Source organism: Cytobacillus stercorigallinarum, from assembly GCF_014836495.1.
GTDB classification, from domain to species: Bacteria; Bacillota; Bacilli; order Bacillales; family Cytobacillaceae; genus Cytobacillus; species Cytobacillus stercorigallinarum.
In genome coordinates this window covers 555,162-578,097 of the sequence record NZ_JACSQT010000001.1, presented here as the reverse complement: position 1 = coordinate 578,097, position 22,936 = coordinate 555,162, and the positions used below count along the sequence as shown (strand labels likewise).

At 36.6% G+C, this 22,936-nt stretch carries 19 protein-coding genes and 3 pseudogenes; 7 read left to right on the top strand and 15 right to left on the bottom strand.

Annotated features, from left to right (window positions below):
* Positions 1-175: 175 nt before the first annotated feature.
* The 6 genes and pseudogenes from zwf to H9655_RS22800 form a co-directional block, all read left to right on the top strand.
* The gene (gene zwf / locus H9655_RS02910; protein ID WP_225230433.1) at positions 176-1,639 is read left to right on the top strand and encodes a glucose-6-phosphate dehydrogenase; all 1,464 of its coding nucleotides are present in this window, start codon (positions 176-178) and stop codon (positions 1,637-1,639) included.
* Between the two features lie 516 nt (positions 1,640-2,155).
* A pseudogene (locus tag H9655_RS02905) lies at positions 2,156-2,583 on the top strand (DUF2975 domain-containing protein).
* Between the two features lie 55 nt (positions 2,584-2,638).
* Positions 2,639-2,858, top strand: a pseudogene (locus H9655_RS02900) (helix-turn-helix domain-containing protein).
* Positions 2,859-3,342: 484 nt separating this feature from the next.
* Positions 3,343-4,563 (top strand): peptide ABC transporter permease, encoded by a 1,221-nt coding sequence (locus H9655_RS02895; protein ID WP_191810678.1) that lies wholly within the window; start codon positions 3,343-3,345, stop codon positions 4,561-4,563.
* Positions 4,560-5,222, top strand: coding sequence for an ABC transporter ATP-binding protein (locus H9655_RS02890; protein ID WP_191810676.1), 663 nt, complete (start codon positions 4,560-4,562; stop codon positions 5,220-5,222). The genes H9655_RS02895 and H9655_RS02890 overlap by 4 nt, the downstream gene beginning before the upstream one ends.
* 135 nt (positions 5,223-5,357) lie before the next feature.
* Positions 5,358-5,698, top strand: a pseudogene (locus tag H9655_RS22800) (ISL3 family transposase); the annotation flags it as partial.
* 58 nt (positions 5,699-5,756) lie between these two features.
* Here the strand turns inward: H9655_RS22800 and H9655_RS02880 are convergent.
* The 5 genes from H9655_RS02880 to mce all read right to left on the bottom strand — a co-directional run bounded on the left by H9655_RS02880 (position 5,757) and on the right by mce (position 11,166).
* Complete coding sequence (locus H9655_RS02880) at positions 5,757-7,031, bottom strand: DNA polymerase IV (protein ID WP_191810671.1); 1,275 nt, start codon at positions 7,029-7,031, stop codon at positions 5,757-5,759.
* Positions 7,032-7,076: 45 nt separating this feature from the next.
* Entirely contained in the window at positions 7,077-7,553 is a 477-nt protein-coding gene (locus H9655_RS02875) for a chemotaxis protein CheW (protein ID WP_191810669.1), read from the bottom strand.
* Between the two features lie 397 nt (positions 7,554-7,950).
* Positions 7,951-9,069: a M20/M25/M40 family metallo-hydrolase gene (locus H9655_RS02870; RefSeq protein ID WP_191810667.1), complete on the bottom strand. Its 1,119-nt coding sequence runs from the start codon at positions 9,067-9,069 to the stop codon at positions 7,951-7,953.
* Positions 9,070-9,202: 133 nt separating this feature from the next.
* A complete protein-coding gene (locus H9655_RS02865) occupies positions 9,203-10,753 on the bottom strand; it encodes an acyl-CoA carboxylase subunit beta (protein ID WP_191810666.1) in 1,551 nt (516 codons plus the stop codon).
* Positions 10,753-11,166, bottom strand: coding sequence for a methylmalonyl-CoA epimerase (gene mce, locus H9655_RS02860; RefSeq protein WP_191810664.1), 414 nt, complete (start codon positions 11,164-11,166; stop codon positions 10,753-10,755). The genes H9655_RS02865 and mce overlap by 1 nt, the downstream gene beginning before the upstream one ends.
* A gap of 187 nt (positions 11,167-11,353) precedes the next feature.
* Between mce and prli42 the strand changes: the two genes are divergently transcribed.
* A complete protein-coding gene (gene prli42, locus H9655_RS02855) occupies positions 11,354-11,431 on the top strand; it encodes a stressosome-associated protein Prli42 (protein ID WP_218971988.1) in 78 nt (25 codons plus the stop codon).
* A gap of 88 nt (positions 11,432-11,519) precedes the next feature.
* On the opposite strand, the gene H9655_RS02850 is transcribed toward prli42, so the two are convergent.
* The 10 genes from H9655_RS02850 to H9655_RS02805 form a co-directional block, all read right to left on the bottom strand.
* Positions 11,520-12,017, bottom strand: coding sequence for a L,D-transpeptidase (locus H9655_RS02850; RefSeq protein WP_191811356.1), 498 nt, complete (start codon positions 12,015-12,017; stop codon positions 11,520-11,522).
* Between the two features lie 33 nt (positions 12,018-12,050).
* Positions 12,051-13,046 carry an aromatic acid exporter family protein gene (locus H9655_RS02845; protein WP_191810662.1) on the bottom strand — a complete coding sequence of 332 codons (996 nt, stop codon included), beginning with the start codon at positions 13,044-13,046 and terminating at the stop codon, positions 12,051-12,053.
* Positions 13,047-13,385: 339 nt separating this feature from the next.
* Positions 13,386-14,246, bottom strand: coding sequence for a manganese catalase family protein (locus tag H9655_RS02840; protein WP_191810660.1), 861 nt, complete (start codon positions 14,244-14,246; stop codon positions 13,386-13,388).
* 400 nt (positions 14,247-14,646) lie between these two features.
* The gene (locus H9655_RS02835; RefSeq protein WP_191810658.1) at positions 14,647-15,369 is read right to left on the bottom strand and encodes an amino acid ABC transporter ATP-binding protein; all 723 of its coding nucleotides are present in this window, start codon (positions 15,367-15,369) and stop codon (positions 14,647-14,649) included.
* Positions 15,362-16,021: an amino acid ABC transporter permease gene (locus H9655_RS02830; RefSeq protein WP_191810656.1), complete on the bottom strand. Its 660-nt coding sequence runs from the start codon at positions 16,019-16,021 to the stop codon at positions 15,362-15,364. The genes H9655_RS02835 and H9655_RS02830 overlap by 8 nt, the downstream gene beginning before the upstream one ends.
* Before the next feature lie 106 nt (positions 16,022-16,127).
* Positions 16,128-16,901 (bottom strand): transporter substrate-binding domain-containing protein, encoded by a 774-nt coding sequence (locus tag H9655_RS02825; protein WP_191810654.1) that lies wholly within the window; start codon positions 16,899-16,901, stop codon positions 16,128-16,130.
* Positions 16,902-17,207: 306 nt separating this feature from the next.
* On the bottom strand, positions 17,208-17,645 hold the full coding sequence (locus tag H9655_RS02820; protein WP_191811354.1) for a BrxA/BrxB family bacilliredoxin: 438 nt from the start codon (positions 17,643-17,645) through the stop codon (positions 17,208-17,210).
* Between the two features lie 245 nt (positions 17,646-17,890).
* A complete protein-coding gene (meaB, locus tag H9655_RS02815) occupies positions 17,891-18,982 on the bottom strand; it encodes a methylmalonyl Co-A mutase-associated GTPase MeaB (RefSeq protein ID WP_225230431.1) in 1,092 nt (363 codons plus the stop codon).
* Positions 18,969-21,146, bottom strand: a complete 2,178-nt coding sequence (gene scpA, locus H9655_RS02810; RefSeq protein WP_191810650.1) for a methylmalonyl-CoA mutase — start codon at positions 21,144-21,146, stop codon at positions 18,969-18,971. Before scpA ends, meaB begins: the two co-directional genes overlap by 14 nt.
* Positions 21,143-22,912 carry a methylmalonyl-CoA mutase subunit beta gene (locus H9655_RS02805; protein WP_225230385.1) on the bottom strand — a complete coding sequence of 590 codons (1,770 nt, stop codon included), beginning with the start codon at positions 22,910-22,912 and terminating at the stop codon, positions 21,143-21,145. Before H9655_RS02805 ends, scpA begins: the two co-directional genes overlap by 4 nt.
* Positions 22,913-22,936: the final 24 nt, after the last annotated feature.

Genomic DNA, 22,936 nt, shown 5'->3' with positions numbered 1-22,936 from the left:
AAAGAGCTACAGTTATTTCCTTTTAAAAAAGGTTGCTGTTTTTCACTTTAAGCGATAAAATTTTATATTTGAGTGGGTATATATTTCATCGTTGAGATGAACCTAAAAAATAGAACTTTTTTACATAGAAAGGAATATCGTTGTGAATAATTCTGAAAATCCAACTGCTTTGATTATGATATTCGGTGCAACAGGTGACTTAGCGAGGCGCAAACTATTTCCGTCACTTTACCGATTGTTTAAAAGAGGAAAACTATCTAAACGCTATTGTATCATTGGCGTTGCTAGACGAGAACTAACGAACGACGCTTTTCAAGAAAGTGTGCGACAATCGATTGAAGAAGCTGAAGGACACCATGATGACCTTCAGGAGTTTATTACACACTTTTATTATCATTCCCATGATGTCACAGATTCCAGTTCTTACTTAGCCCTAAAAACATTAGCCAATGAGTTAGATACACATTATCAACTAGAAGGTAATCGCATTTTCTACTTAGCGATGGCCCCAGAATTTTTTGGGACAATTGCCGATCATTTAAAGGCAGATGGGCTAACAGATGTTGATGGTTTTAAACGGTTAGTGATTGAAAAACCATTTGGTCATGATCTCCCTTCTGCAATAGAGTTGAACAATCGTCTTCGCCAAGCGTTTGCTGAGGAAGAAGTTTACCGAATTGATCATTATTTAGGAAAAGAAATGGTCCAAAATATAGAGGTTATTCGCTTTGCCAACGCTATATTTGAACCACTATGGAATAATCGCTACATATCTAATATCCAAGTGACATCAAGTGAGGTATTAGGTGTCGAAGAACGTGGGAGATATTATGAAAAAAGCGGTGCCCTTAGAGATATGGTGCAAAACCATATGCTGCAAATGGTTGCCTTACTTGCTATGGAACCGCCAATTAAACTGACAGACGAGGAAATTCGTTCTGAGAAAGTAAAAGTGTTCCGTGCTTTGAAAACACTTGAAGGAGAGGCTGTAAAGGAGAATTTTGTTCGTGGCCAATATGGACCAAGCAAAAAAGATAATGAGCCAATTAACGGTTATCGTCAAGAACCGATGGTCAAAGCTGACTCCAATACCGAGACTTTCGTTGCCGGAAAACTGATAATTGACAATTTCCGTTGGGCTGGCGTTCCTATTTACATCCGTACAGGAAAAAAGATGGCAACGAAGTCGACAAAAATAGTCGTTCAATTCAAAGATATTCCAATGAATTTATACTATCAGCATGAAAAGACGTTAAACCCTAATTTACTCGTCATTCATATCCAACCAGAAGAAGGAATTAGTCTTTACTTAAACGCACAAAAATCTGGTGACACAATGAATGCTACACCAGTAAAGCTCAACTTCTCCAATAATAGTGTCGATCATATGAACACACCTGAAGCTTATGAGCGCCTCCTGTATGACTGTATGCGCGGAGACGCAACAAACTTTGCTCATTGGGATGAAGTCGCTTTATCTTGGAGCTTTGTCGATAAGATATCACAAGTCTGGGAAAACCAACAAGCAGAGCAATTTCCAAACTACGAAGCAGGAACAATGGGTCCAAAAGCGGCTGACGAGTTATTAGAGAAAGATGGCTTCCACTGGTGGCCGGTAGAAAGCGGCGATTATCGTTAAAAATAGCGTGCATAATATAAGCATGGCGTAAGGGGAAAAAACCTTATGCTGTGCTTTTATTTTTAAATTTAAAAAACACCACAATAAAATAGTGGGTCTTAGAAATGTATAGTAGGATCGCTTTTTTTATAGTTTAAAAAATAATGGGTACTTAAATCGGGGCATTTGGTGGAATGTTGAGTGATGCGTTGTAAGGAATTAAAATATTCTAACGAACAAGAATGTGGCAAATAAATTTCCCAATGCCTTGTAAAAGTGTCACGGCACATTGGAAAAAAGAAAACTTATTGTTATGACTGTATTAGGTATTCGAATGATTGTATGGAGGAATTTTAAAAACATCCACTATATTTAATGAAGTATCTCTGTCTAAAAAGAGATACTTTTTTATTTCGCCAAAAACAGAAAGTATATTGCGAAACAACAGCAATACATTAATTAATAATAATAATTTATTGTAATACGATAAATTTCATATTAAGATAATAATAACGATAAATAAGTGAAGTGCTTTTTATGGAAAGAGGAACAACACTCTTTTTAACGATAGTTGTTTTTCTTATTGGAATTACGGTACTTGCTTTGTGTATATTTTTGTTGCCTTGGTTAGCAATTTATGCCGCAGAAATGTATCCTGAGTTTGCTTATTTGTAATATCCCATTTTAAACGGGCTATATATAACAGTCTTCATTGCTTTGTATCAGACTTTAAAACTTTTAAATTACATTGATAATAATAAGGATTTCTCGGAATTATCTGTAAAGGCTTTAAAATATATAAAATACTGTGCAGTTACGATCAGTATCTTATATGTTATAGGGATTATCTTTCTTGTGTCACAAAATGCTTCCCAACCGAGAATAGCAATTATGGGATTAACAATTATTTTTACTTCTTTACTTCTGTTATTATTGCAGTTTTCACTGCGGTTCTTCAAAAATGATTAAAAAATGTAGATATAAAATCGGAAAATGATTTACCGGTCTGAGGTGAAAGCATTGGCAATTATAATCAATATTGATGTGATATTAGCGAAAAGAAAAATGAGTGTAACAGAACTATCCGAAAGAGTCGGAATCACTATGGCAACATTTCTATTTTGAAAAATGGAATAGCAACAGCAATTCGATTATCACTTTAGAAGCTATTTGTAAGGCGTTAGACTGTCAACCCGGCGATATTCTAGAATACCGAAGTGATATTGACTATCAAAAATGAACAATGTGATTATTAAATTAAATGATTTAATTACATAGGAGTAGTTTATGAAATATTCTTTATTTAGATTTATCGACGTTATTGAGGCGTTTGCTATCTATCTAATCTGTTTTTCTACAAATTTAATATTTATTTATGTACAAACTTTGGATTTAGGAGATTCTTATATTTTAGAGTCTTTTTTAGAAAGTATTATAGAGTATCAACTTGTAATAAATATTTTTCTTACATTTATTATGATAGTATTTCACTATCAATTTTTAAATCGTAAGAAAACAGAAATATCCTGCCGAATACTCGTAGGAGATACAATGGTAAATGTTGTGATTCGATATATCTTGAATAGTCTAACTATATTAGTGTTTAGTTTTTTACTGTCACTCTTATTAAACTTCTATTTAGAGTTGAATGTAACCAGTAATCTCTACTTAGTTTTTATTTTTATTATATATATATTAATTAGTGCAGGTAAGGTGGAAAAAGAATGAGAATTTTACGTTTTTTTATACTTAGAATATTTTTAAAAAGACCGATACTTGTTTTGGGTATGATAACATTACTTTTTTTAGCCAATTATCTTTCTTTTACAACTGTTCGTTCAGTTATATCAACTTTTCAAGGCTATGGAGAAATGGAAAATCTAAATCAAGAGGGAACTATTATTGCTAATCTAGACCCAGATAGTGAAGCTGATTTCAATGAAATTAATATAGTAGATACACAAAAAGTATATGAATACTTAAACAACAATTACACTTATGCTTTGCGAGTCGATGGTTTTGTTACTTCATTACCTAATGAACATAAGATGGAAGTTCCTTTCAATTATATCGATGAAGAGGCTTATAAGATAAATCAATTGAAATTATCTCAAGGAGATCACTTAAACTTCAATTATAAATTTAATAAAGATGATATACCTATTTTAGTAGGTGCAGGTTTGGCCACAACATATCCTGTAGGGTCAAATATTGAGATTACAGATCCTGTGACCCAACAACTAGTTAATTTAAAAGTTCAAGGAGTCTTGAAGAAGAATACTCAAAGTTCTAATTTTTATGCTCCCAACTCAAAGAATTATCATAACTTTTCAATTTTTCTACCTATTAATGAAGAATTTATTCAAAATGCGGGTCTTGACCTTCACGTTAATGGTTTAATGGACCTTGTGCTTCTTGATTCGACAAAAGAAGAAGCAATGAATTTAAGAGAAAATATCAAGGAAAATTTAGGTTTAGAGTTTAACTTTTTTAATCAACAAGAAAACTTTGATTTCTTTGAAGATTATTATTTAAATTCATTAATAATCATCTGTACTATCACCCTTATTTTAACTATAATCATTGTTGGTCTAGCTATATGGAATAATTTGGTGAGTGTTCGATTAATGATAAGAGATTTTACAATCAATTTATTAGTTGGATTAAGTTATTCAAAACTAAAAGCAATTTTCTATAGCTATTTTGGAATATTGTTCTCTATTATTCTAGTCATATTATCTGTGATAACCACTTATAATAGATACGGCTCTTGGTTAAGAAACGATTCAACTTTTGCTACTTACGGAATATTTGGCTTAATAAGCATGGATTGGATGGCTTTACTTATTGTTCTTTTTATAGATGTTATTATTGCATTTGCGATTGTTGAACTTACAATAAAAAAAATTAAAAGTATTCCGATATCCGTAGGGGTGTTACAATGAATAGTATAATTAAGCTAGAAATCCAGAAAAAAACATTTAAGAAGAAAGGTTTTTCTATTCTACATGACTTTGATTTGGAAGTAAAACCTGGGGAAAGACTTTCTATTATAGGAGAGTCTGGAGTTGGAAAAACTTCTTTGCTTAATATCCTTGGCCTACTTGATACAGACTATCAAGGGAATTATAGGCTTTTTGATTCACCTGTGAAGGATATATCACGAAATAAACTAGCTGAGTGGCGTAATCAAAAAATTGGGTTTGTTCTCCAAGAGTCCTCGCTTATTAATTCTTTAACCATAGAGGATAATATTAAATTGCCGCTTATGTATGGTAACGTTGAAAAAGACCTAACTGTCCAAGATCACTATAAACGAATTATTAATAAAATTGGGATTGAGCCCATTTTGAAAAAAAAACCACTTGAGTGTTCGGGTGGCCAACGATCTAGAGCTGTTTTTGCTAGGGCTGTAATTATGAATCCCAAAATAATTTTATCAGATGAACCAACTGCGTCTTTAGACTTAGAAAATAAAGAAAAAATTATCAATCTACTTTTTGATATGAATAAAGAATTTAATACTACTGTTATTACAGTGACTCATGATTTAGATGTAGCCAATCGTCATGAACGAATAATTACTCTCAAAAACAATGAATAAAATGGGATTCTATATAATAATCATGTCATTCATACTTGGCATGTTCTTCGTCAATCTTGGTGTTTCTCGTAGGAAACGGAATTTTTTTTATATAATTTTTTCATAGTTCATGTCACAATGGATATATGGAAGCTTTACAAAGATGCAGTAAATATAATCTTACCACCACAGGCTAAAGTAGTTGTAGATAAGTTTCATGTATTCAATTACTTTTAAAAAACTCACTAACGCTTATACAAAGTCCATAAATAGCATTATGGGTAACGGCTATTCATTTGAAGCGTTACGAGCCAAGATATTGTTTAATGAGAACCTTCATAAAAGAAACGTAAGCCAAGATTTAATTCAAGTGCTTTAACAAGGCTATGTTATACGATACTTTCAATTGGGATGAAATAACAGACCACGTCATAACAGGCAACTATGGTGTTGACTTTTCCACACTTATTAATAAATTGGAAAAGGGTGACTTATAAGCCCTTTTCCACCATAAAATCCGAATACCCAAAATAGTTGTGGTGTACATGTTTTCGCTCATTCTTTCTCTTTTTTTAATTGCTGTAAAAAATCTTTATTAAAGCTTGTTGACGTACCGATATTGGCTTTTTTCTTTTGTATAGCCTCAAGAGACGCTGCCTGATCAACAATCGATGGGCCGTACTTTTTTCTCAAACTTTCAATGGTTTGGTAAAGAGGCTCTTTTTTGGCATCTTCTTCATAATGAAATAAATCTAATTGTTTCACAGCTTGTCCTTTTTCGACAAGGTCCGTACCAGTTACCCCAAGCAACCTCACAGCATCACCACTCCAATGCTTCATAAAGAGACGCTGTGCCTGATCATAGATTTCTTCCACTGACTGAATCGCAAAACCGATTTTTTTGCTCCTCGTAATCGTATGGCGATTTTTATAACGGATCATCACACTAATACCAGTAGCATAAACTTTTTTTCGTTTTAGCCTCGTAGACACTTTAAAAGCAAGGTGATTCAACACTTCAAAAAGTTCTTTCTGCTTACTCATATCCCGCGGGAGTGTCGTTGAGTTACCAATACTTTTAAATTCCTCTGCAGCCGCTGGGTCAACTGGACGTGCATCTATGCCATTTGCTCGATCTTTTAAACGCTCACCATTCACGCCTAATGAAGATTTTATCATGAACGCGTCTGCATTGGCTAAATCACCAATCGTATAAATACGCATACTCTCAAGCTTCTCACTTGTCTTCTGACCCACACCATGCATTTCTTTTACAGGAAGAGGCCACAATTTACTAGGGACATCCCGTTTTCTTAAAATTGTAATACCAAGAGGCTTCTTCATATCAGAGGCCATTTTGGCTAAAAATTTATTTGGTGCAATGCCAATACTACATGGTAAATCTAACTGCTCTTTTATACGGTTTTGAATAATTGAAGCCACTTCAATAGGTGTGCCAAACCGTTCGCTAGCAGTAATATCCATATATCCTTCATCAATAGAGACAGGTTCTACAAGATCTGAATAATGATTCAGCACTTCAAACATACCAATAGACGCTGCTCGATACCTTTCAAAATTAGGGCGTAAAATAATTAAATGCGGACATAACCTTTTCGCTTCCCACAATGGCATCGTTGTTTTTACCCCAAATCTTCTTGCTTCATAGCTACAAGTAACAATAATCCCTCTACGCTCCTCAGGATTTCCAGCAATAGCAATAGGCTTCCCCTTTAATGTCTGATCATAGGCCATTTCGACAGATGCATAAAAACTATTCATATCAACATGTAAAATCACTCGGCCTGCTTTAGGATACATTGATTTCACTAAAAGCACATCCTTTAGGTTTGTCCCTCCATTATAGCAAATAGATTATAAAGCCGCCTCTGCTTCCTTAGAGTCTGTTATATATTCAGCAATGGAAACAGTCCCATCCAATGAGGTCAAGAAGCAATGACTATCAATAATTGTAATTAATCTATTCTTTAAATTGGCAATCCCTTTTAAGTAGTCGAGACGAATATGTAAAAGAAGTCCTGGCTTTTCAATACGCTCTTCTGCTATATCAATAATCTCTTTCGTTTCCGCAACAAGTAAACCGTATTCAAATTCTTCCCCTTGAATGATGATGATTCTTTTATCTTCACTTTCTTCAATAGCTTGATTATAAAATATCATTTCGATATCAAGAACCGGGACAAGCTGTCCTCGAGAACGTATCATACCTTTCACATAATGTGGAAGTTGCGGCACAGATGTAAAACCTTCTGCTCGTTCTATAGCAATGACTTTATCAATAGTAATCGCATACTCTTCCTGCCTACATCGAAACACAATATATTTATCCAAAAGATTCACTCCTTCTTTTGTTCATAGTAAAAATATATCATATATTTTGTAAAAAAGAAGAGTGGGGAATAAGGACTATTTACCTACTTGAGAATTATCTCTTTGATAAGATACTGGAGGTTCCCTTACACTATCGGGCGAAAATCATTTAGTCAATCTCACGAAGTCCATTTTTGGTTGTTTAAGAATGTACAAATAGGTACTACGGTGATATATAACCGCAATTTCAGCTGCTTTTCTAGTGATTTTTTTGCGCGAAACTGCTCATTCATGTTCACAAAACCACTCTATGAATGATTTTTAAACCACAAAAGAAAGCCGCAGCGCATAAATTAAAATGTGCGCTGCGGCTTTCAAGTTATTCTTACTGAGTGGAGCTCTGCGCTATCACATGGATTTAAGCAGCTACTTCCTCAATAATTGCTATAACCATTTCTGCTAGTTTATTGAGCTCTTCGATAGACATTCTTTCGTTCGTTGTGTGAATTTCTTCATATCCAACAGCCAAGTTTACTGTAGGAATATCAAATCCAGCAATAATGTTGGCATCACTACCGCCACCGCTATGCAACAATTCCGGTGTACGCCCTATTTTTTCCGCTGCCTTTTTAGCAACTTCGACAACATGGTCACCGTCTGCAAATTTGAATCCTGGGTACATCACTTCAATATTAACTTCTGCTCTGCCACCCATTTCTTCTGCTGCACTTTCAAATGCTGCTTTCATTTTCTCGACTTGCGCTTCCATTTTTTCAGCAATGAGAGAGCGAGCTTCGGCTAGAACGTCGACATGATCACATACGATATTTGTTTGTTTTCCGCCTTCAAAGCGACCAATATTGGCTGTTGTTTCTTCATCAATTCTACCTAAAGGCATTTTAGAAATTGCTTTTGATGCCATCGTAATTGCAGAAATACCTTTTTCTGGCGCCACACCAGCATGTGCTGTTTTGCCAATCATTGTTGCTCTCACCTTCGCTTGTGTAGGAGCAGCAACAATAATATTACCTACTTTTCCATCGCTATCAAGAGCGTAGCCAAATTTTGCTTGAATAAGAGAAGAATCCAATGCCTTTGCACCAACTAGTCCAGATTCTTCACCGACTGTAATAATAAATTGGATTGTACCGTGAGAAATATTTTGCTCTTTTAGCACCTTGACGATTTCAAGCATTACCGCTAATCCCGTCTTATCATCGGCACCTAAAATTGTAGTGCCATCTGTTACGACATAACCATCCTGAATTGAGGGTTTGACACCGTTCCCAGGTACAACCGTATCCATATGAGAAGTGAAATAAATAGGGTCAACACCTTCTTTATTCCCTTGAAGTGTACAAATTAAATTGCCCGCTCCATGTCCTGTCACTGCAGTCGTATCATCTTCAAATACTTCTACACCGATATCACGGAATTTCTTTTTTAATACTTTAGCAATCTGTGCTTCATCCTTTGTTTCAGAATCAATTTGCACAAGTTCTAAAAACTCATTTAACAGTCTTTCTTCATTAATCATCCGTCAATAACCTCCAAATTTCACGAGCCTTATTATACTTTTAATAGTTCTCTTCAACACTATTAAGTATACTCCTAACGAAACTTATCAGCAAATAAACAATGTTTTATCATAAAATTTGTCTACTATCGTTCTATAAAGGCATATTTCCATGCTTTTTAAACGGACGTGTTTCCTTTTTATTTTTTAACATATCTAATGCCTGGATGATTTTAATTCTTGTTTCTCTTGGATCGATGACATCATCGACCATACCACGACTGGCTGCGACATATGGGTTGGCAAATTTTTCACGATACTCTTCTATTTTTTGCGCTCTTGTTTGCTCAGGATGTTCACTCGTGGCAATTTCCTTAGCAAAAATAATATTGGCTGCCCCTTGAGGACCCATTACAGCCACTTCAGCGTTTGGCCAAGCAAAAACCAAATCTGCTCCAATAGATTTACTATTCAGCGCTACATAAGCCCCTCCAAACGCTTTTCGGAGTATGACGGTTAACTTAGGTACCGTTGCTTCTGAATAGGCATAAAGAATTTTTGCGCCATGACGAATAATTCCCCCATGTTCTTGCTTAATCCCAGGAAAGAAGCCGGTTACGTCCTCAAATGTAACTAATGGGATATTGAATGAGTCACAGAAACGAATAAAGCGGGCTGCTTTGTCAGATGAATCAATATCTAACCCGCCAGCCATTACTTTAGGTTGATTACATACAAGTCCAATAGACTCGCCCTTTATCCTCGCTAAGCCAACTACAATATTTTTGGCAAAATCCGGCTGCACTTCTAAGAATGAATCAGCATCCACCACTTGATCGATTACTTTACGAACATCATAAGGTCTAATTGCATCAAATGGAATGATATCCGTCAAATCCGGTCGATAATCATTTGTTGATTCATCTTCTTTTCTTGGTGGGCGCTCTTCATTGTTTTGCGGGAGATAACTTAATAAATCCCGAACTTGCGCAATTACCTCTTCTTCTGTCTTTCCTTTAAAGTGGGCATTGCCACTAATCGTATTATGTACGTTTGCTCCACCTAAATCTTCTGCAGTGATTTTTTCTCCAGTAACGGTCTCAATTACTTTTGGCCCTGTAATGAACATTTGGCTCGTTTTCTCGACCATAAAAACAAAGTCGGTAATAGCTGGCGAATAGACGGCTCCTCCTGCACATGGACCTAAAATAACCGATATTTGTGGGATAACACCAGAATAAATTGAATTTCTATAAAAAATCTGTCCATAGCCATCTAAAGATACGACACCCTCTTGAATACGGGCACCACCAGAATCATTTAAGCCAATAAACGGGGCTCCGTTCTCTGCAGCTAAGTCCATAACATTCACAATTTTTTTTGCATGCATTTCCCCTAGTGCCCCACCAAAAACGGTAAAGTCCTGTGAGAAAAGAAAGATTGGACGCCCGTTTACTTTTCCATAACCAGTAATAACCCCATCACCAGGACCTTTTTGCTTATCTAAGCCAAAATCATTGCTACGATGTTCAATGAACGGGTTTAATTCCACAAATGTACCAGCATCGACTAATAAAGCAATTCTTTCTCTTGCTGTTAGTTTTCCTTTTTCATGCTGTTTTTCAATTCTTTCGTCCCCGCCACCAAGCTCTACTTCTCTTCTACGATCATAAAGTTCATTGATTTTTTCATAGATGTCTGCCATTAGCTTGTCATTCCCTTCTTTTCACATAATTCATATAAAACACTGCCAGTTGATTTAGGATGCATGAAGGCTACACTCGCTCCTCCTGCACCCATTTTTGGTTTATCTTGAATCATTTGAATGCCTTTTGCTTTCATTTCTTCGATTCTCTCTTGAATAGAATGGACGCCTAATGCCACATGATGAAGACCTTCTCCTCTTTTGGCAATAAACTTCGCTACAGCGCTTTCATCTGTTTGTGGCTCTAATAACTCAAGTTTCGACTCCCCAATTTGTATAAAAGCTACTTTAATGCCTTCACTCTTCACTTCTTCTATTCCTAACAAAGGTAATTGCAATGTTTCCGTATAAAAAGGTAATGATTGCGCTAATGATCGAACAGCGATACCAATATGATCAATTTTTTTGACCAACGAAATCCCCCCTATGTTATGTTTGTAAATATCATTATTTTCTAACTATATATAATTATAATAATTTTCCACGAATATGTCGAATATACAAGAAAAATAACTCTCTGTTGTTCAAATGAGAAAATCCTAGTAAAATAAAGAAGAATACCACTCAAAGAGAGGGTGAAAGAAATTGCCGAAAAAAACAATGAAAATCATAGTCTATTTAATGATTTTCGTTATGCTCGCATCGACACTTTTAATGGGGCTAACGATGTTCTTCTAATATAAATTAAGAAAAGCATGAAACAGTTGTAACTTAACAAAAAAAGGACGGCTCAGCACTCGGAAATTCCGAATGTTGAGCCGTCCTTTTATAACACGTCATATTTTTTTGCTAATTGCTCAGTTGATTTATCAGTTGAAACAATTAAAATTTTCGTTCCAATAGGAATTCTATCAAATAAAGCCTCAACATGATCATTCTTTAGGCGAATACAGCCATTAGAAACATAGTGACCAATCGACTCCGGGTCATTAGTGCCATGAATGCCATAAATCCTACCATCTGTCTCTTTCGCATCAAAGCCAATCCAGCGTGTACCTAACGGGTTATTTTTCTTCCCGCCTGGAATATCTTTTTTTCGATAATAAGGATTTTCCGCTTTTACTACAACTGTAAACATGCCCTCTGGCGTTAAGCTATCCGTCTTTCCAGTAGCAACATGAACAACCTGTTGAATCTCTCTATTATCGATGAAAGTTAGCTCATTTGTGCGCTTATTTACAATCACAAAAGGATCCCCCGGTAATGGGTTTGGTCCAATGGGCCAAAGGGGAGAAAACATTAATATTAGAAAAAGATGACTCATTACTTTTAGCAATAGAATCACATCCTTTTTCTCTTATTGTTCTCCCGTGACCGTATTTTGATACAAGCTCTTACTTCCTTTTAATCCCGCAAATTGACTTTTAATGAAGAGGTATTCTTCCATTTCTTTGATAAAATAAAGCAAATCTGCACGCGCTTCAAATTCTTCTCTTGTCTGTGGCAATGACATTTCAGCGAATTGGGCCCGCATTTGGTGTAACTTATCGATAAAGAGACTGGCCGTATTTCCTGGATGGATGTGTTCGGATAAATCCTCAATAAAATCAGCTATCATCTCTGCCTGCTCAACATTTTCGTCAATTGCCGTCACTACTGGCAACACATGCTCAATGATCTCAAATTGTTTCTCTCTCATTTTGAAATAACTATAATAGAGACTCTCGTTTCTTAATACATGGTTCTCCACTTCTCTGAATGCTAACGCTTTTGCTTCTTCAATTAATTGATACGTCTCGGTGATTTCCTTACCATCCCAAGTACTTTCATTTGTTCGTAAATAAATGACAATTTCATCAAAAATCAGTTTGAAATTTTGCTCAATTTCCACCTGGTATTCCTTTAATTTTACGTCAAGGCTAGGCATGTATAAATTGGCTAATAACGCGATTCCGACCCCAATAATAATAATACCTATCTCATTTAAAATCAGTCCCAGTGTCACTTGTTCAGCTGAATAAATATGTAGAATAATAACGGAACTTGTTACAATTCCATCGCTAGCTTTGAACATCACCGCTAATGGAATAAACACAAGTAAGACGATTCCAATGACTAATGGATGATAGGCGAGTATTTCAAAGAGTAGAGACGCAACAAATATGGCAATGAAACACGCGAATACCCGATCCCATGAAGCACGCAAGGAATCTTTTTTTGTCACCTTCACACATAAAATCGTTAAAATACCGGCAGAGACATAGTTTTCCAAACCAAGCATTTGTGCAATCATAATAGCAAGTGTTGCTCCGACTGCCGTTTTCACTGTCCTATAGCCTATTCTGAATTTCATCTTATTACTCCTCGTATGTTCATCATGCTAGAGCATCAAGTACGTAGCGTTCTTGCTTATCTACTTTAGTGATTTTTTGCTTTTATTTCTTCTCTAATCTCCAAAGCCCCGCAAAACAATTGATTATAACACACTAACCAAAAATACGAAAGAATATCGCACCATCTAACATGATATGTCTTATTATTATACAATAATCACATTCTAATAATAAAAAAATAAGAAATAAAAAGGAAAAAGGCCTTTATCGGCAAAAATATGACAATAAAGACGCTTTACTATTACTTGGGAATCTTTCTCAAAGAGACTTCTTGTTTAAAACCTCTAAGAACAAAGAGCTTAATATAAACTAGGTGGTATTTGATCATCTCTCCCCCTTATTACTGATGGTGGAGTATTAAATATATAATCTGGTGCAGGTTTTAATTTCGGTTTTTTTGCAAGAGGGACAGGGTTTTCCACATAGTTGAATGTACCTAGCTTATCCATACTCGGTCCATGTGCCCATCTTCCTTCTGCACTTTCATTCCCTTCTGAAAAATTAAATAAAGTATAAGAGACTTCTTGTTTTTCAAGTTCTCTCGGAAAGGTACTTGGTACAACGACATTTTCTTTTTCTTCCAATTCTTTAATAGCTGCAAGCCATTGATTTTGATGCATAGTATCCCGTGCAAGAAGCCAAGAGAGCATATCTTTCACACCTTTATCATTTGTCGCAGCATATAAACGCGCAACTTGTAACCTTCCTTGTGATTCCGCATTTAAATTCGCTCTAAAATCAGCAAGTAAATTACCACTAGCAATAATATAATCTGCTGTCCATTTTTTTCCGTTACTATCAGCTGGCATTGCACCTAATCCCGAGACAATGGCATGCTGAGGATTCATTCCCCCTAGAATAGCCCCAATAATAGGATCTTTAGCAGCTGTTTCTAAGTCTCCTACTGGTGCTCCATCTAATAAGCGAGCAACCATTGTGGCTAACATCTCTATATGTGCTAACTCCTCAGCCCCAGTATCCATTAATAAATCTTTATATTTCCCATTGCCTCGAACGTTCCAACCTTGAAAGAGATATTGTAGTGCAACAGATATTTCTCCAAACTGCCCTCCAATTACTTCTTGCAGTTGTCGAGCGAAGATTGGATCAGGTCTTTCTGGTTTTGCATGGTATTGTAATTCCTTTATATGATAAAACATAGACATTACTCCTAATATTTTATTTATAACACTGTAGTATATTTATCAAAAATGATTAGGTGTCTGTATATATTATTACTTCAAAGTTTGATTTGCATAAATGCTGAGGAACGCTTCTTAAACTGCGCTATCAGCAAACCATTGCTTAGAACTTTTCAATGATTCCTATATAGCACGAATGGATTTTTTACGTATCAATCAATAAATTATCATGTTTAAGAAGAAGCTATAGGTTTTAATAAGGCAAACTTCGAATTGAAAAATCATATTCCAATCGTTCAACTTGGTTGCGTTGAAAGTGCTTGTATTGCACTAAATTTACTAGAAGTAGTTGAAGTTAAATGAAAATAGGCTGTCGAGATTAAATAATCTCGACAGCCCTAGACAGTTCTTTTCCATTTTATAGCACTTTTTGTAAGAAATCTTGTGCACGCGAAGACTTAGGATGGGAAAAAAATTCGTTAGGCGGGGCATCTTCTACAAGCACGCCACCGTCTAGAAATAACACTCGATCCGCCACCTCACGCGCAAACCCCATTTCATGTGTAACAATAGCCATTGTCATACCTGAATGAGCGAGCGTTTTCATTACATCTAACACTTCTTTTACCATTTCAGGATCCAGTGCTGAGGTTGGCTCATCAAACAGCATAATTTCTGGATTCATCGCAAGCGCGCGGGCAATCGCTACCCGCTGCTTTTGACCACCTGATAATTTGCTAGGATACTCCTGTGCTTTTACAGCTAATCCGACTTTTTCTAGTAAATCCATAGCGGTATTTTCCGCTTCTGATTTTGTTGTTTTCTTCACCTTTAACGGCGCATAGGTTAAATTCTCCAATACAGTCATATGCGGAAATAAGTGGAAATGTTGAAACACCATCCCTACATTCTGTCGAACTTTTAATATATCTGTTTGCCGATCAGTAATATCCGCACCTTTAATCCATATCTTCCCGTCTGTCGGCTCTTCCAATTTATTAATACAACGTAAAAAAGTTGATTTACCAGATCCAGATGGACCAATAATAGCAACAACTTCACCATTATTAATCTGCGTTGAAATACCTTTAAGCACTTCATTCTTCCCAAAGGATTTATGCAATTTTTCCACTTTAATCATTGGATCTCAACCGCCCTTCAACTAATTTACCTAAGAATGTAAGGATCGTTACTAGAATATAGTAAATGATTCCGGCAAGAAGAAGTGGTTCCATAAATTGATACTGGTTCGCTCCTACTTGGTACGCCCGTCGCATCACATCCATTACCCCAATTGTCGTTACGAGGGCGGACTCTTTCGTTAATGTAATGAATTCATTCATTAGCGCTGGTAAAATGTTCTTCATTGCTTGGGGAAGAATAATATTTACCATTGTCGGACGATACGGAACGCCTAAAGCCATTGCTGCTTCTTGCTGTCCTTTATCAATTGCTTGTATGCCCGCACGAATAATCTCAGAAATATAAGCGGCCGAGTTCAATGCAAATCCGATAATGGCAGCCGTTACACCCTCTATTTGGAACCCAAGTACTTGTGGTGAGCCAAAATAAATAATCATCAATTGTAGAATTAATGGCGTACCTCTAAAAACGGAAGTATAAGCATTGGCTAGCCAGTTTAATAGCTTAATTTTACTAATCTTACATAAAGAAAGGATAATTCCTAATAAAAACCCTAAAATACCCGCTAAACAAACAATCTGTAATGTGACACCGAGCCCTTGTAAAATGAAAGGTAGAGAAGGGAGGACAGAGGTAAAATCTAAATTCATATATATTGCCATTCCTCTCAGTCATTAATATTTTGAATTCATTTGCTTCACCCATTGAAGGGAAAAACGCCCAGAAGGTGTTTCCCCTCTGAACGTTGATTTAGGTTTATTGTTCAGAGAACCACTTTGTGATAATGTCCTCAATTTCCCCGTTATCAATCATTTCTTGTAAGGCTTTATTAAATTCTTCTGTTAACTCACTACCTTTTGGTAAAGCAATTGCATAACCACCGTCAGCATCCTCAATCGTGACACCAGCTAAATCTTTCTCTTTTTCAAGGAACCCTTGTGCAACTGTATCTTCAATAATAGCTGCTTCAAAGCGACCTGCTTTAATCTCTTGAATGATTTCAGGAATACGATTTCGACTTTCAACCTTCATATCTATTTCTTTAGCTAAATCATTTGCTTTTGTCTCTTGAATAGAACCTAATTGTACACCGACAGTTTTTCCTTCTAAATCTTCAGCTGATTCAATACCGCTACCTTCTTTGGAGATAATCATATGTTTAGAAGTATAATAGATTTCAGTGAAGTCAACATTCTTTTTTCTATCATCCGTCGCAGACATTGCTGATGCAACAAAATCAACTTGTTCAGAGTTAAGTGCTTGAATCAGTCCACCAAAATCCATATCTTTAATTTCTAAATTGTACCCTAGCTTTTCAGTTACTGCTTTTGCGATATCAGCATCAATCCCAATAATCTCTTCTCCTTGTGCTGTATCAATATATTCAAATGGTGGATAATCAGCAGACGTACCCATTACTAATGTTTTTTTATCGTTATCACTAGCCGCTTCTTCACCTGATCCACATGCAGCTAAAAATCCTGCAATTAATACTAATAACGCACTTAAAAGTATCCATTGTTTTTTCACAATCTTTCCTCCTAAAATTATATAGTATGAAAATAAATTTCGTTTCTAATCAATTAATATTTATTCATCTATATGTATTTTAACACATTTGTATGAATATGCAATGATATATTTGCATAATTATATTTTCGCAATATTTATTTGATTTTTCTAACTATTTTACAGTATAAAGGAAGGAATTGTATATGAAAAGGAAAATTTACTAGTTTTTATTTCTCTCTAAAAAAATAAAGGAAAAATCCCCTGTGAAATGCAAAAAAAATAACCGTACGAAACGGCTATTCTTTCAATGATAGAATGATTATTTTATACTTCTTCACAATGTTCTTCGAATGATGCTTGAAGCTTTTGAACAACTGCCATTGGATCGTGTCCCTCAATATCATGGCGTTCAACCATTGTAATAATTTCTCCATCTTTTAACAAAGCAAAAGAAGGTGAAGATGGTGGGAAACCTGTGAAATAAGAACGTGCCTCAGCAGTCGCTTCTTTATCTTGACCAGCAAATACTGTTACTAAATGATCTGGACGCTTATCATAATGAATAGAATGTGCTGCGGCCGGACGAGCAATTCCTCCTGCACACCCACAAACAGAGTTAACCATTACGAGCGTTGTTCCTTTTTTATTTAAGGCTTCTTTCACATCTTCTGCTGTTCTTAACTCTGTATATCCTGCATGAACGATTTCTTTACGAGCTTGTTGCACAACATCATTCATAAACAAATTAAAATCCATACTCATCATTTCATTCCCCCTAAAGAATAATTAGGATCTATTGTCCTTCATACGTTTTATTCATTTACGTATAATTATATCATACCAAGGTCGTGAGTTTTTTTACAGTATAGAAACTTTTATCTTTTAGTTTTAAATGAAAAACTTTGGGGTAATATACACTATATAACCCTCCCCCTGGGTGTTCCTGCTAGTAAAGCAGGCTTATATATACTAGAACTGCCCCTATCACGGTGAAGGGGCAGCTTTTTTTATTCTTTTGTATAGCGCCTAAAAAGTTCCTCGACAACCGATGTAACGGTTCGGTTACCTGCAATCACATCATTTTCTATCTTAGGCAACATTTCTTTCACGATAGGTGAACCAAAAAAACGATAATGAAGTTGATCTGTGATCATGGAATAAAGCCATTCTTTCGCTTGTTCCCTCCTTCTTTGTTCGAAGACACCTGATGCTTGTGTATTTACGATAAATTGTTGAATCACTTGCCACACTTCTTTTATACCTTCTTCATACAGAGAGGAACATACATAAGCCTTAGATGGCCATCCTTTCGTTGCAGGTTGAAGGAAATGAAGAATCTTTTCATATTCAGCTCTCGTTTTTTGGGCTGCATATTTATTTTCTCCATCTGCTTTATTAACGATAACCGTGTCTGCCAACTCCATAATGCCCTTTTTCATTCCTTGCAGTTCGTCACCAGCTCCTGTTAAAACAAGGAGCATGAAGAAGTCAACCATATCGCGTACAATCACTTCGCTTTGGCCAACGCCGACCGTTTCAACTATGATGACATCAAAACCAGCGGCTTCACATAAAATCATCGTTTCTCTTGTTTTACGATGGACACCACCTAGCTTTCCTGATGTGGGCGATGGACGAATAAATGCATGCGGATTTCTAGCAAGTTGCTCCATTCTTGTTTTATCTCCAAGAATACTGCCACCACTTAATTTTGAACTAGGGTCAACAGCCAATACAGCTACTTTTGCACCTATCTCATCACATAGAAATGAACCAAAAGATTCAATAAAAGTACTTTTTCCTGCACCAGGTACCCCAGTTATGCCAATACGTATAGATTGATTTGCGTGTGGCAAAACTCTGTGTAACAACTCTTGAGCTGCTTGAAAATGATCCTCGGCATTACTTTCAATTAATGTAATCGCACGGGCAAGCGCACTTCTTTCACCCGCTAACAAGCCTCTTTCCAAATCATCAATTGGAGGTGGTGTTTCTTTTTTCTTTCTAAATGACCTTCCTCTTGTTAGAGAGGATTCATCCCGCGTAGAATCTGTAAAAACTTGTTCAGAAGGCCCTCCACGCTTCTTATATATGTCCATGTTCATTCGCCACTTCCTCATACCCTAGACGATGATAGATTTCTCTTATTACTTTTTGTGCAGCCACTGGAATGACTGTTCCTGGACCAAAAATAGCAGATGCGCCATTGGAGAGCAAATATTCATAATCTTGAGGTGGAATTACACCACCTACTACGACTAAAATATCTTCACGCCCTAGCTTTTTTAACTCAGCTACTAATTGTGGTAACAATGTTTTATGACCGGCAGCAAGAGAACTAAACCCAACCACATGCACATCATTTTCCACTGCCTGTATCGCTGTTTCTTCTGGCGTTTGAAATAATGGCCCGATGTCCACATCAAATCCCAAATCTGCAAAGGCTGTAGAAATGACTTTCGCTCCTCTGTCATGTCCATCTTGTCCCATTTTTGCTATTAAAATACGAGGTCTTCTCCCCTCATTTTCTAAAAACTCATCAGCCAGTGCCTTTACTTCATTCATTTCCTCTTCATTAGAAAAATGGGAACTATATACCCCACTAATAGAGCGGATCATCGCTTTATGTCGTTTGGCAACTAATTCAATGCTATCAGAAATTTCTCCTAATGATGCCCGCACCCTTGCAGCCTGAACGGCTAAGGCTAAGAGATTTCCTTCACCTGTCTCAGCTGCTCTCGTAATAGCTGCAAGTGCTTCTTGTACCTTATCTTCATCTCTTGTCGCTCTTAAATGCTCTAGACGTTCTATTTGCTTTAACCGAACTGCGGTATTATCAATATTTAGAATATCTAGCGGTTCCTCCTGCTCAAGACGGTATTTATTCACACCAATGATTGTTTCTTTATTCGAATCTATCTGTGCCTGCCTTCTTGCAGCCGCTTCCTCAATCCTCATTTTTGGTAACCCTGTCTCAATCGCTTTAGCCATTCCACCAAGTTCTTCAATTTCCTCAATATGTGACCAAGCTTTCTCTACCAACTCATTTGTTAGACTTTCTACATAATAGGAACCGCCCCAAGGATCGATTACATTGGTTATTCCTGTTTCCTCTTGCAAAAACAACTGTGTATTCCGTGCGATTCTTGCTGAGAAATCGGTTGGTAAGGCAATCGCTTCATCCAGTGCATTTGTATGTAGTGATTGGGTATGTCCCATCGCCGCTGCATGCGCTTCTATCAAAGTTCTTGTCACATTATTGTATGGATCTTGTTCTGTTAAGCTCCAGCCGGAAGTTTGCGAGTGTGTTCTTAACGCCATGGATTTCGGGTTTTTAGGTGCAAAGGTTTTCATCATCTTCGCCCAAATAAGCCTAGCCGCTCTCATCTTTGCCACTTCCATAAAGTAGTTCATCCCAATGGCCCAAAAAAAGGATAATCTAGGGGCGAAGGAATCAATATCAATCCCTGCTTTCATCCCTGTGCGCACATATTCAAGTCCATCCGCGAGCGTGTATGCTAATTCTATATCTGCAGGCGCGCCTGCTTCTTGCATATGATAACCCGATATACTGATACTATTAAATTTAGGCATATAATGAGAAGTATATTCAAATATGTCTGCAATGATTTTCATTGACATTTCTGGTGGATAAATATAAGTATTTCTCACCATATACTCTTTGAGGATATCGTTTTGAATCGTCCCCGCAAGCTTTTCCTGGCTCACGCCCTGTTCTTCAGCCGTGACGATATAAAACGCCATGATCGGTAAAACTGCTCCATTCATTGTCATGGAGACTGACATTTGGTCTAAAGGAATGCCATCGAATAATACTTTCATATCTAAAATACTATCAATAGCTACGCCTGCTTTTCCGACATCGCCAACCACTCGCGGATGGTCAGAATCATAGCCACGATGTGTGGCAAGATCAAAAGCTACTGAAAGCCCTTTTTGCCCCATCGCTAAATTACGACGATAGAATGCATTGCTTTCCTCCGCTGTTGAAAACCCAGCATATTGTCTAACAGTCCAAGGTCGATTGACATACATCGTTGGATAGGGTCCGCGTGTGTAAGGTGCCATTCCTGGCATATCATCTAGGTGTTCCATCGACGTTAGATCATTATGCGAATAAACCGATTTAATATTTATACTTTCATTTGTTTCAAACACATCACCATGTATGTTTATATCATGTTGTTGTGCTTGGTTACTTTCATTAAATAATTTCACTTTCGTAAAATCAGGTTTGGTCATTTCACTTCGCCCTCCCAATCTTCCACAATGGTGCTTAGAATATGGTAGCAATCACTTTTCATATGGAAAAACTCGGTGACTCCCGCTTCTTTCCAACGCTTCTGTTCCTCAACTGTAGGTTGACCAGCCAAATATAGTTTAAATTCTCTTTGTTTCTCTGCCATTATTATCTTCGCAGCAGTTAAGAGACTGTCATCATATTGATCGTTTGCTCCACAAATCACGTAATGAGAGAAAGGATTATTTTCTATTTGTTCCTTTAAGTTCTCTGTATGGATAATTGGAATAATATGGGATCTAATCCCACCTGGAGCTAAAAAACCGGTTACAAAATCCATGCGCGCCTTATGCTTTTTTAAATCTCCAAGACATAATAAACCCACCTGAGTATCCACGCCATTCGCCTTCATTGTTTCTACTTGATAGCGCAATTTTTCATATGGAATGGATAAACGGTTGCCTAGCGTCACTGCATTCTTCAACGGTAATTCATCTAAATTTGCATATTTGTTCGTGCCAATTATACTTTGTTTACGCGTGAAAATGTCTGAAAGCCGCTTTTTTTGCACATGCGTAATTTGTTCTTGGATCCAGGCTGTTTCGATGGCAACTTCCATACCACCTTGATCTTCTATTGCTAAAAATAAATCCCAAGCTCTTTCAGCAATTTGATTCGTCATTGATTCAATATAATAAGACCCTCCTGCTGGATCAACTACTTTATTCAAATGCGCTTCTTCTCTTAAAATCAACTGTGTATTTCGAGCAATTCGATTCGCTGTAAGAGAGGAATCTTCACTAGGCTCATCAAATGGTGAAACGTGTAAATAATTGATCCCACCTAATATAGCCGCAAAAGCCTCATTCCCTGCCCGTAAAAGATTGACATAAGGGTCGTACAATGTTTTCGTATATGGGGAAGTTTGAGCAGAAATCGTCATGTTCATATTCTCCTCATTTAGCCCGTATGCTTCTAAAACTTTATACCATAGGATTTTTGCCGCTCTTAGTTTACTGATTTCCGTAAAGAAATGGGCGCCAATGGCAAAGTGAAACACGACCTTATCCACTATTTCTTCTATAGAGAAGTCTTCGCTGAGCAAGCGCTCAATATGAGAAACAGCAGAAGCAATAGCAATTGCTAATTCTTGAACCGCATTTGCACCCAATTCATGATAAATGGTCGTTTGAATTAAAATGGTTTTTAGCTGAGGCGAAGACTTCTTCGCCTGTACAATTGCTTCTAACCAATCATGATCGTAACCTTTACTAGCTTTCATTAAACTGGCTAATGGATCTTTCCCAATAAACCCTTTCCAATTTTGCTGACCAATCGTCTTGTATAAATCTAGTAAAGAATTTTCCGTCATCAAACATAATGGATATTCTTCTAAACCTTCAACAATCTCTTCGACTTCTGAAAGCTTGTAGAGATCCGGGTTCAATGAAACTGCTGATTGCCCTTTATTTAATTCCTCTAATAATTGTCTTTTCACTTCTTTTGCCGATGTAGAAGAAAGCCGTTGCGATATGTACCATTCTTCTTCAAGATAACCTGAAGAGCTATACCCTCGACGGAAATCTGAACTTCCTGGAAGTGTATGTTGAATGGGTGAAGGTAGATCTTCTCGTGAATAAAGCGGTTTCAGTTTAATCCCTTCATAAGTAACTGTTGATAAACGATCGATGGACCCACCTTTTAATGATTCCTTTGCTTTCTCCTGCCAATCGTTTAAAGTCGGCTTTGCAAATGTCTCATTTCTCATTTTATTTAAGTTCATAAAATATCT

What these genes read in the sequence shown, in the direction of transcription:
- H9655_RS02840 (WP_191810660.1), bottom strand. Translation starts at nt 14,246, where the DNA reads ATGTTTTATCATATAAAGGAATTACAATACCATGCAAAACCAGAAAGA.
- H9655_RS02895 (WP_191810678.1), top strand. Translation starts at nt 3,343, where the DNA reads ATGAGAATTTTACGTTTTTTTATACTTAGAATATTTTTAAAAAGACCG.
- H9655_RS02870 (WP_191810667.1), bottom strand. Translation starts at nt 9,069, where the DNA reads ATGATTAATGAAGAAAGACTGTTAAATGAGTTTTTAGAACTTGTGCAA.
- H9655_RS02830 (WP_191810656.1), bottom strand. Translation starts at nt 16,021, where the DNA reads ATGAATTTAGATTTTACCTCTGTCCTCCCTTCTCTACCTTTCATTTTA.
- meaB (WP_225230431.1), bottom strand. Translation starts at nt 18,982, where the DNA reads ATGGACATATATAAGAAGCGTGGAGGGCCTTCTGAACAAGTTTTTACA.
- scpA (WP_191810650.1), bottom strand. Translation starts at nt 21,146, where the DNA reads ATGACCAAACCTGATTTTACGAAAGTGAAATTATTTAATGAAAGTAAC.
- H9655_RS02820 (WP_191811354.1), bottom strand. Translation starts at nt 17,645, where the DNA reads ATGAGTATGGATTTTAATTTGTTTATGAATGATGTTGTGCAACAAGCT.
- prli42 (WP_218971988.1), top strand. Translation starts at nt 11,354, where the DNA reads ATGAAAATCATAGTCTATTTAATGATTTTCGTTATGCTCGCATCGACA.
- H9655_RS02845 (WP_191810662.1), bottom strand. Translation starts at nt 13,046, where the DNA reads ATGAAATTCAGAATAGGCTATAGGACAGTGAAAACGGCAGTCGGAGCA.
- H9655_RS02850 (WP_191811356.1), bottom strand. Translation starts at nt 12,017, where the DNA reads ATGAGTCATCTTTTTCTAATATTAATGTTTTCTCCCCTTTGGCCCATT.
- H9655_RS02890 (WP_191810676.1), top strand. Translation starts at nt 4,560, where the DNA reads ATGAATAGTATAATTAAGCTAGAAATCCAGAAAAAAACATTTAAGAAG.
- zwf (WP_225230433.1), top strand. Translation starts at nt 176, where the DNA reads ATGATATTCGGTGCAACAGGTGACTTAGCGAGGCGCAAACTATTTCCG.
- H9655_RS02865 (WP_191810666.1), bottom strand. Translation starts at nt 10,753, where the DNA reads ATGGCAGACATCTATGAAAAAATCAATGAACTTTATGATCGTAGAAGA.
- H9655_RS02835 (WP_191810658.1), bottom strand. Translation starts at nt 15,369, where the DNA reads ATGATTAAAGTGGAAAAATTGCATAAATCCTTTGGGAAGAATGAAGTG.
- H9655_RS02805 (WP_225230385.1), bottom strand. Translation starts at nt 22,912, where the DNA reads ATGAGAAATGAGACATTTGCAAAGCCGACTTTAAACGATTGGCAGGAG.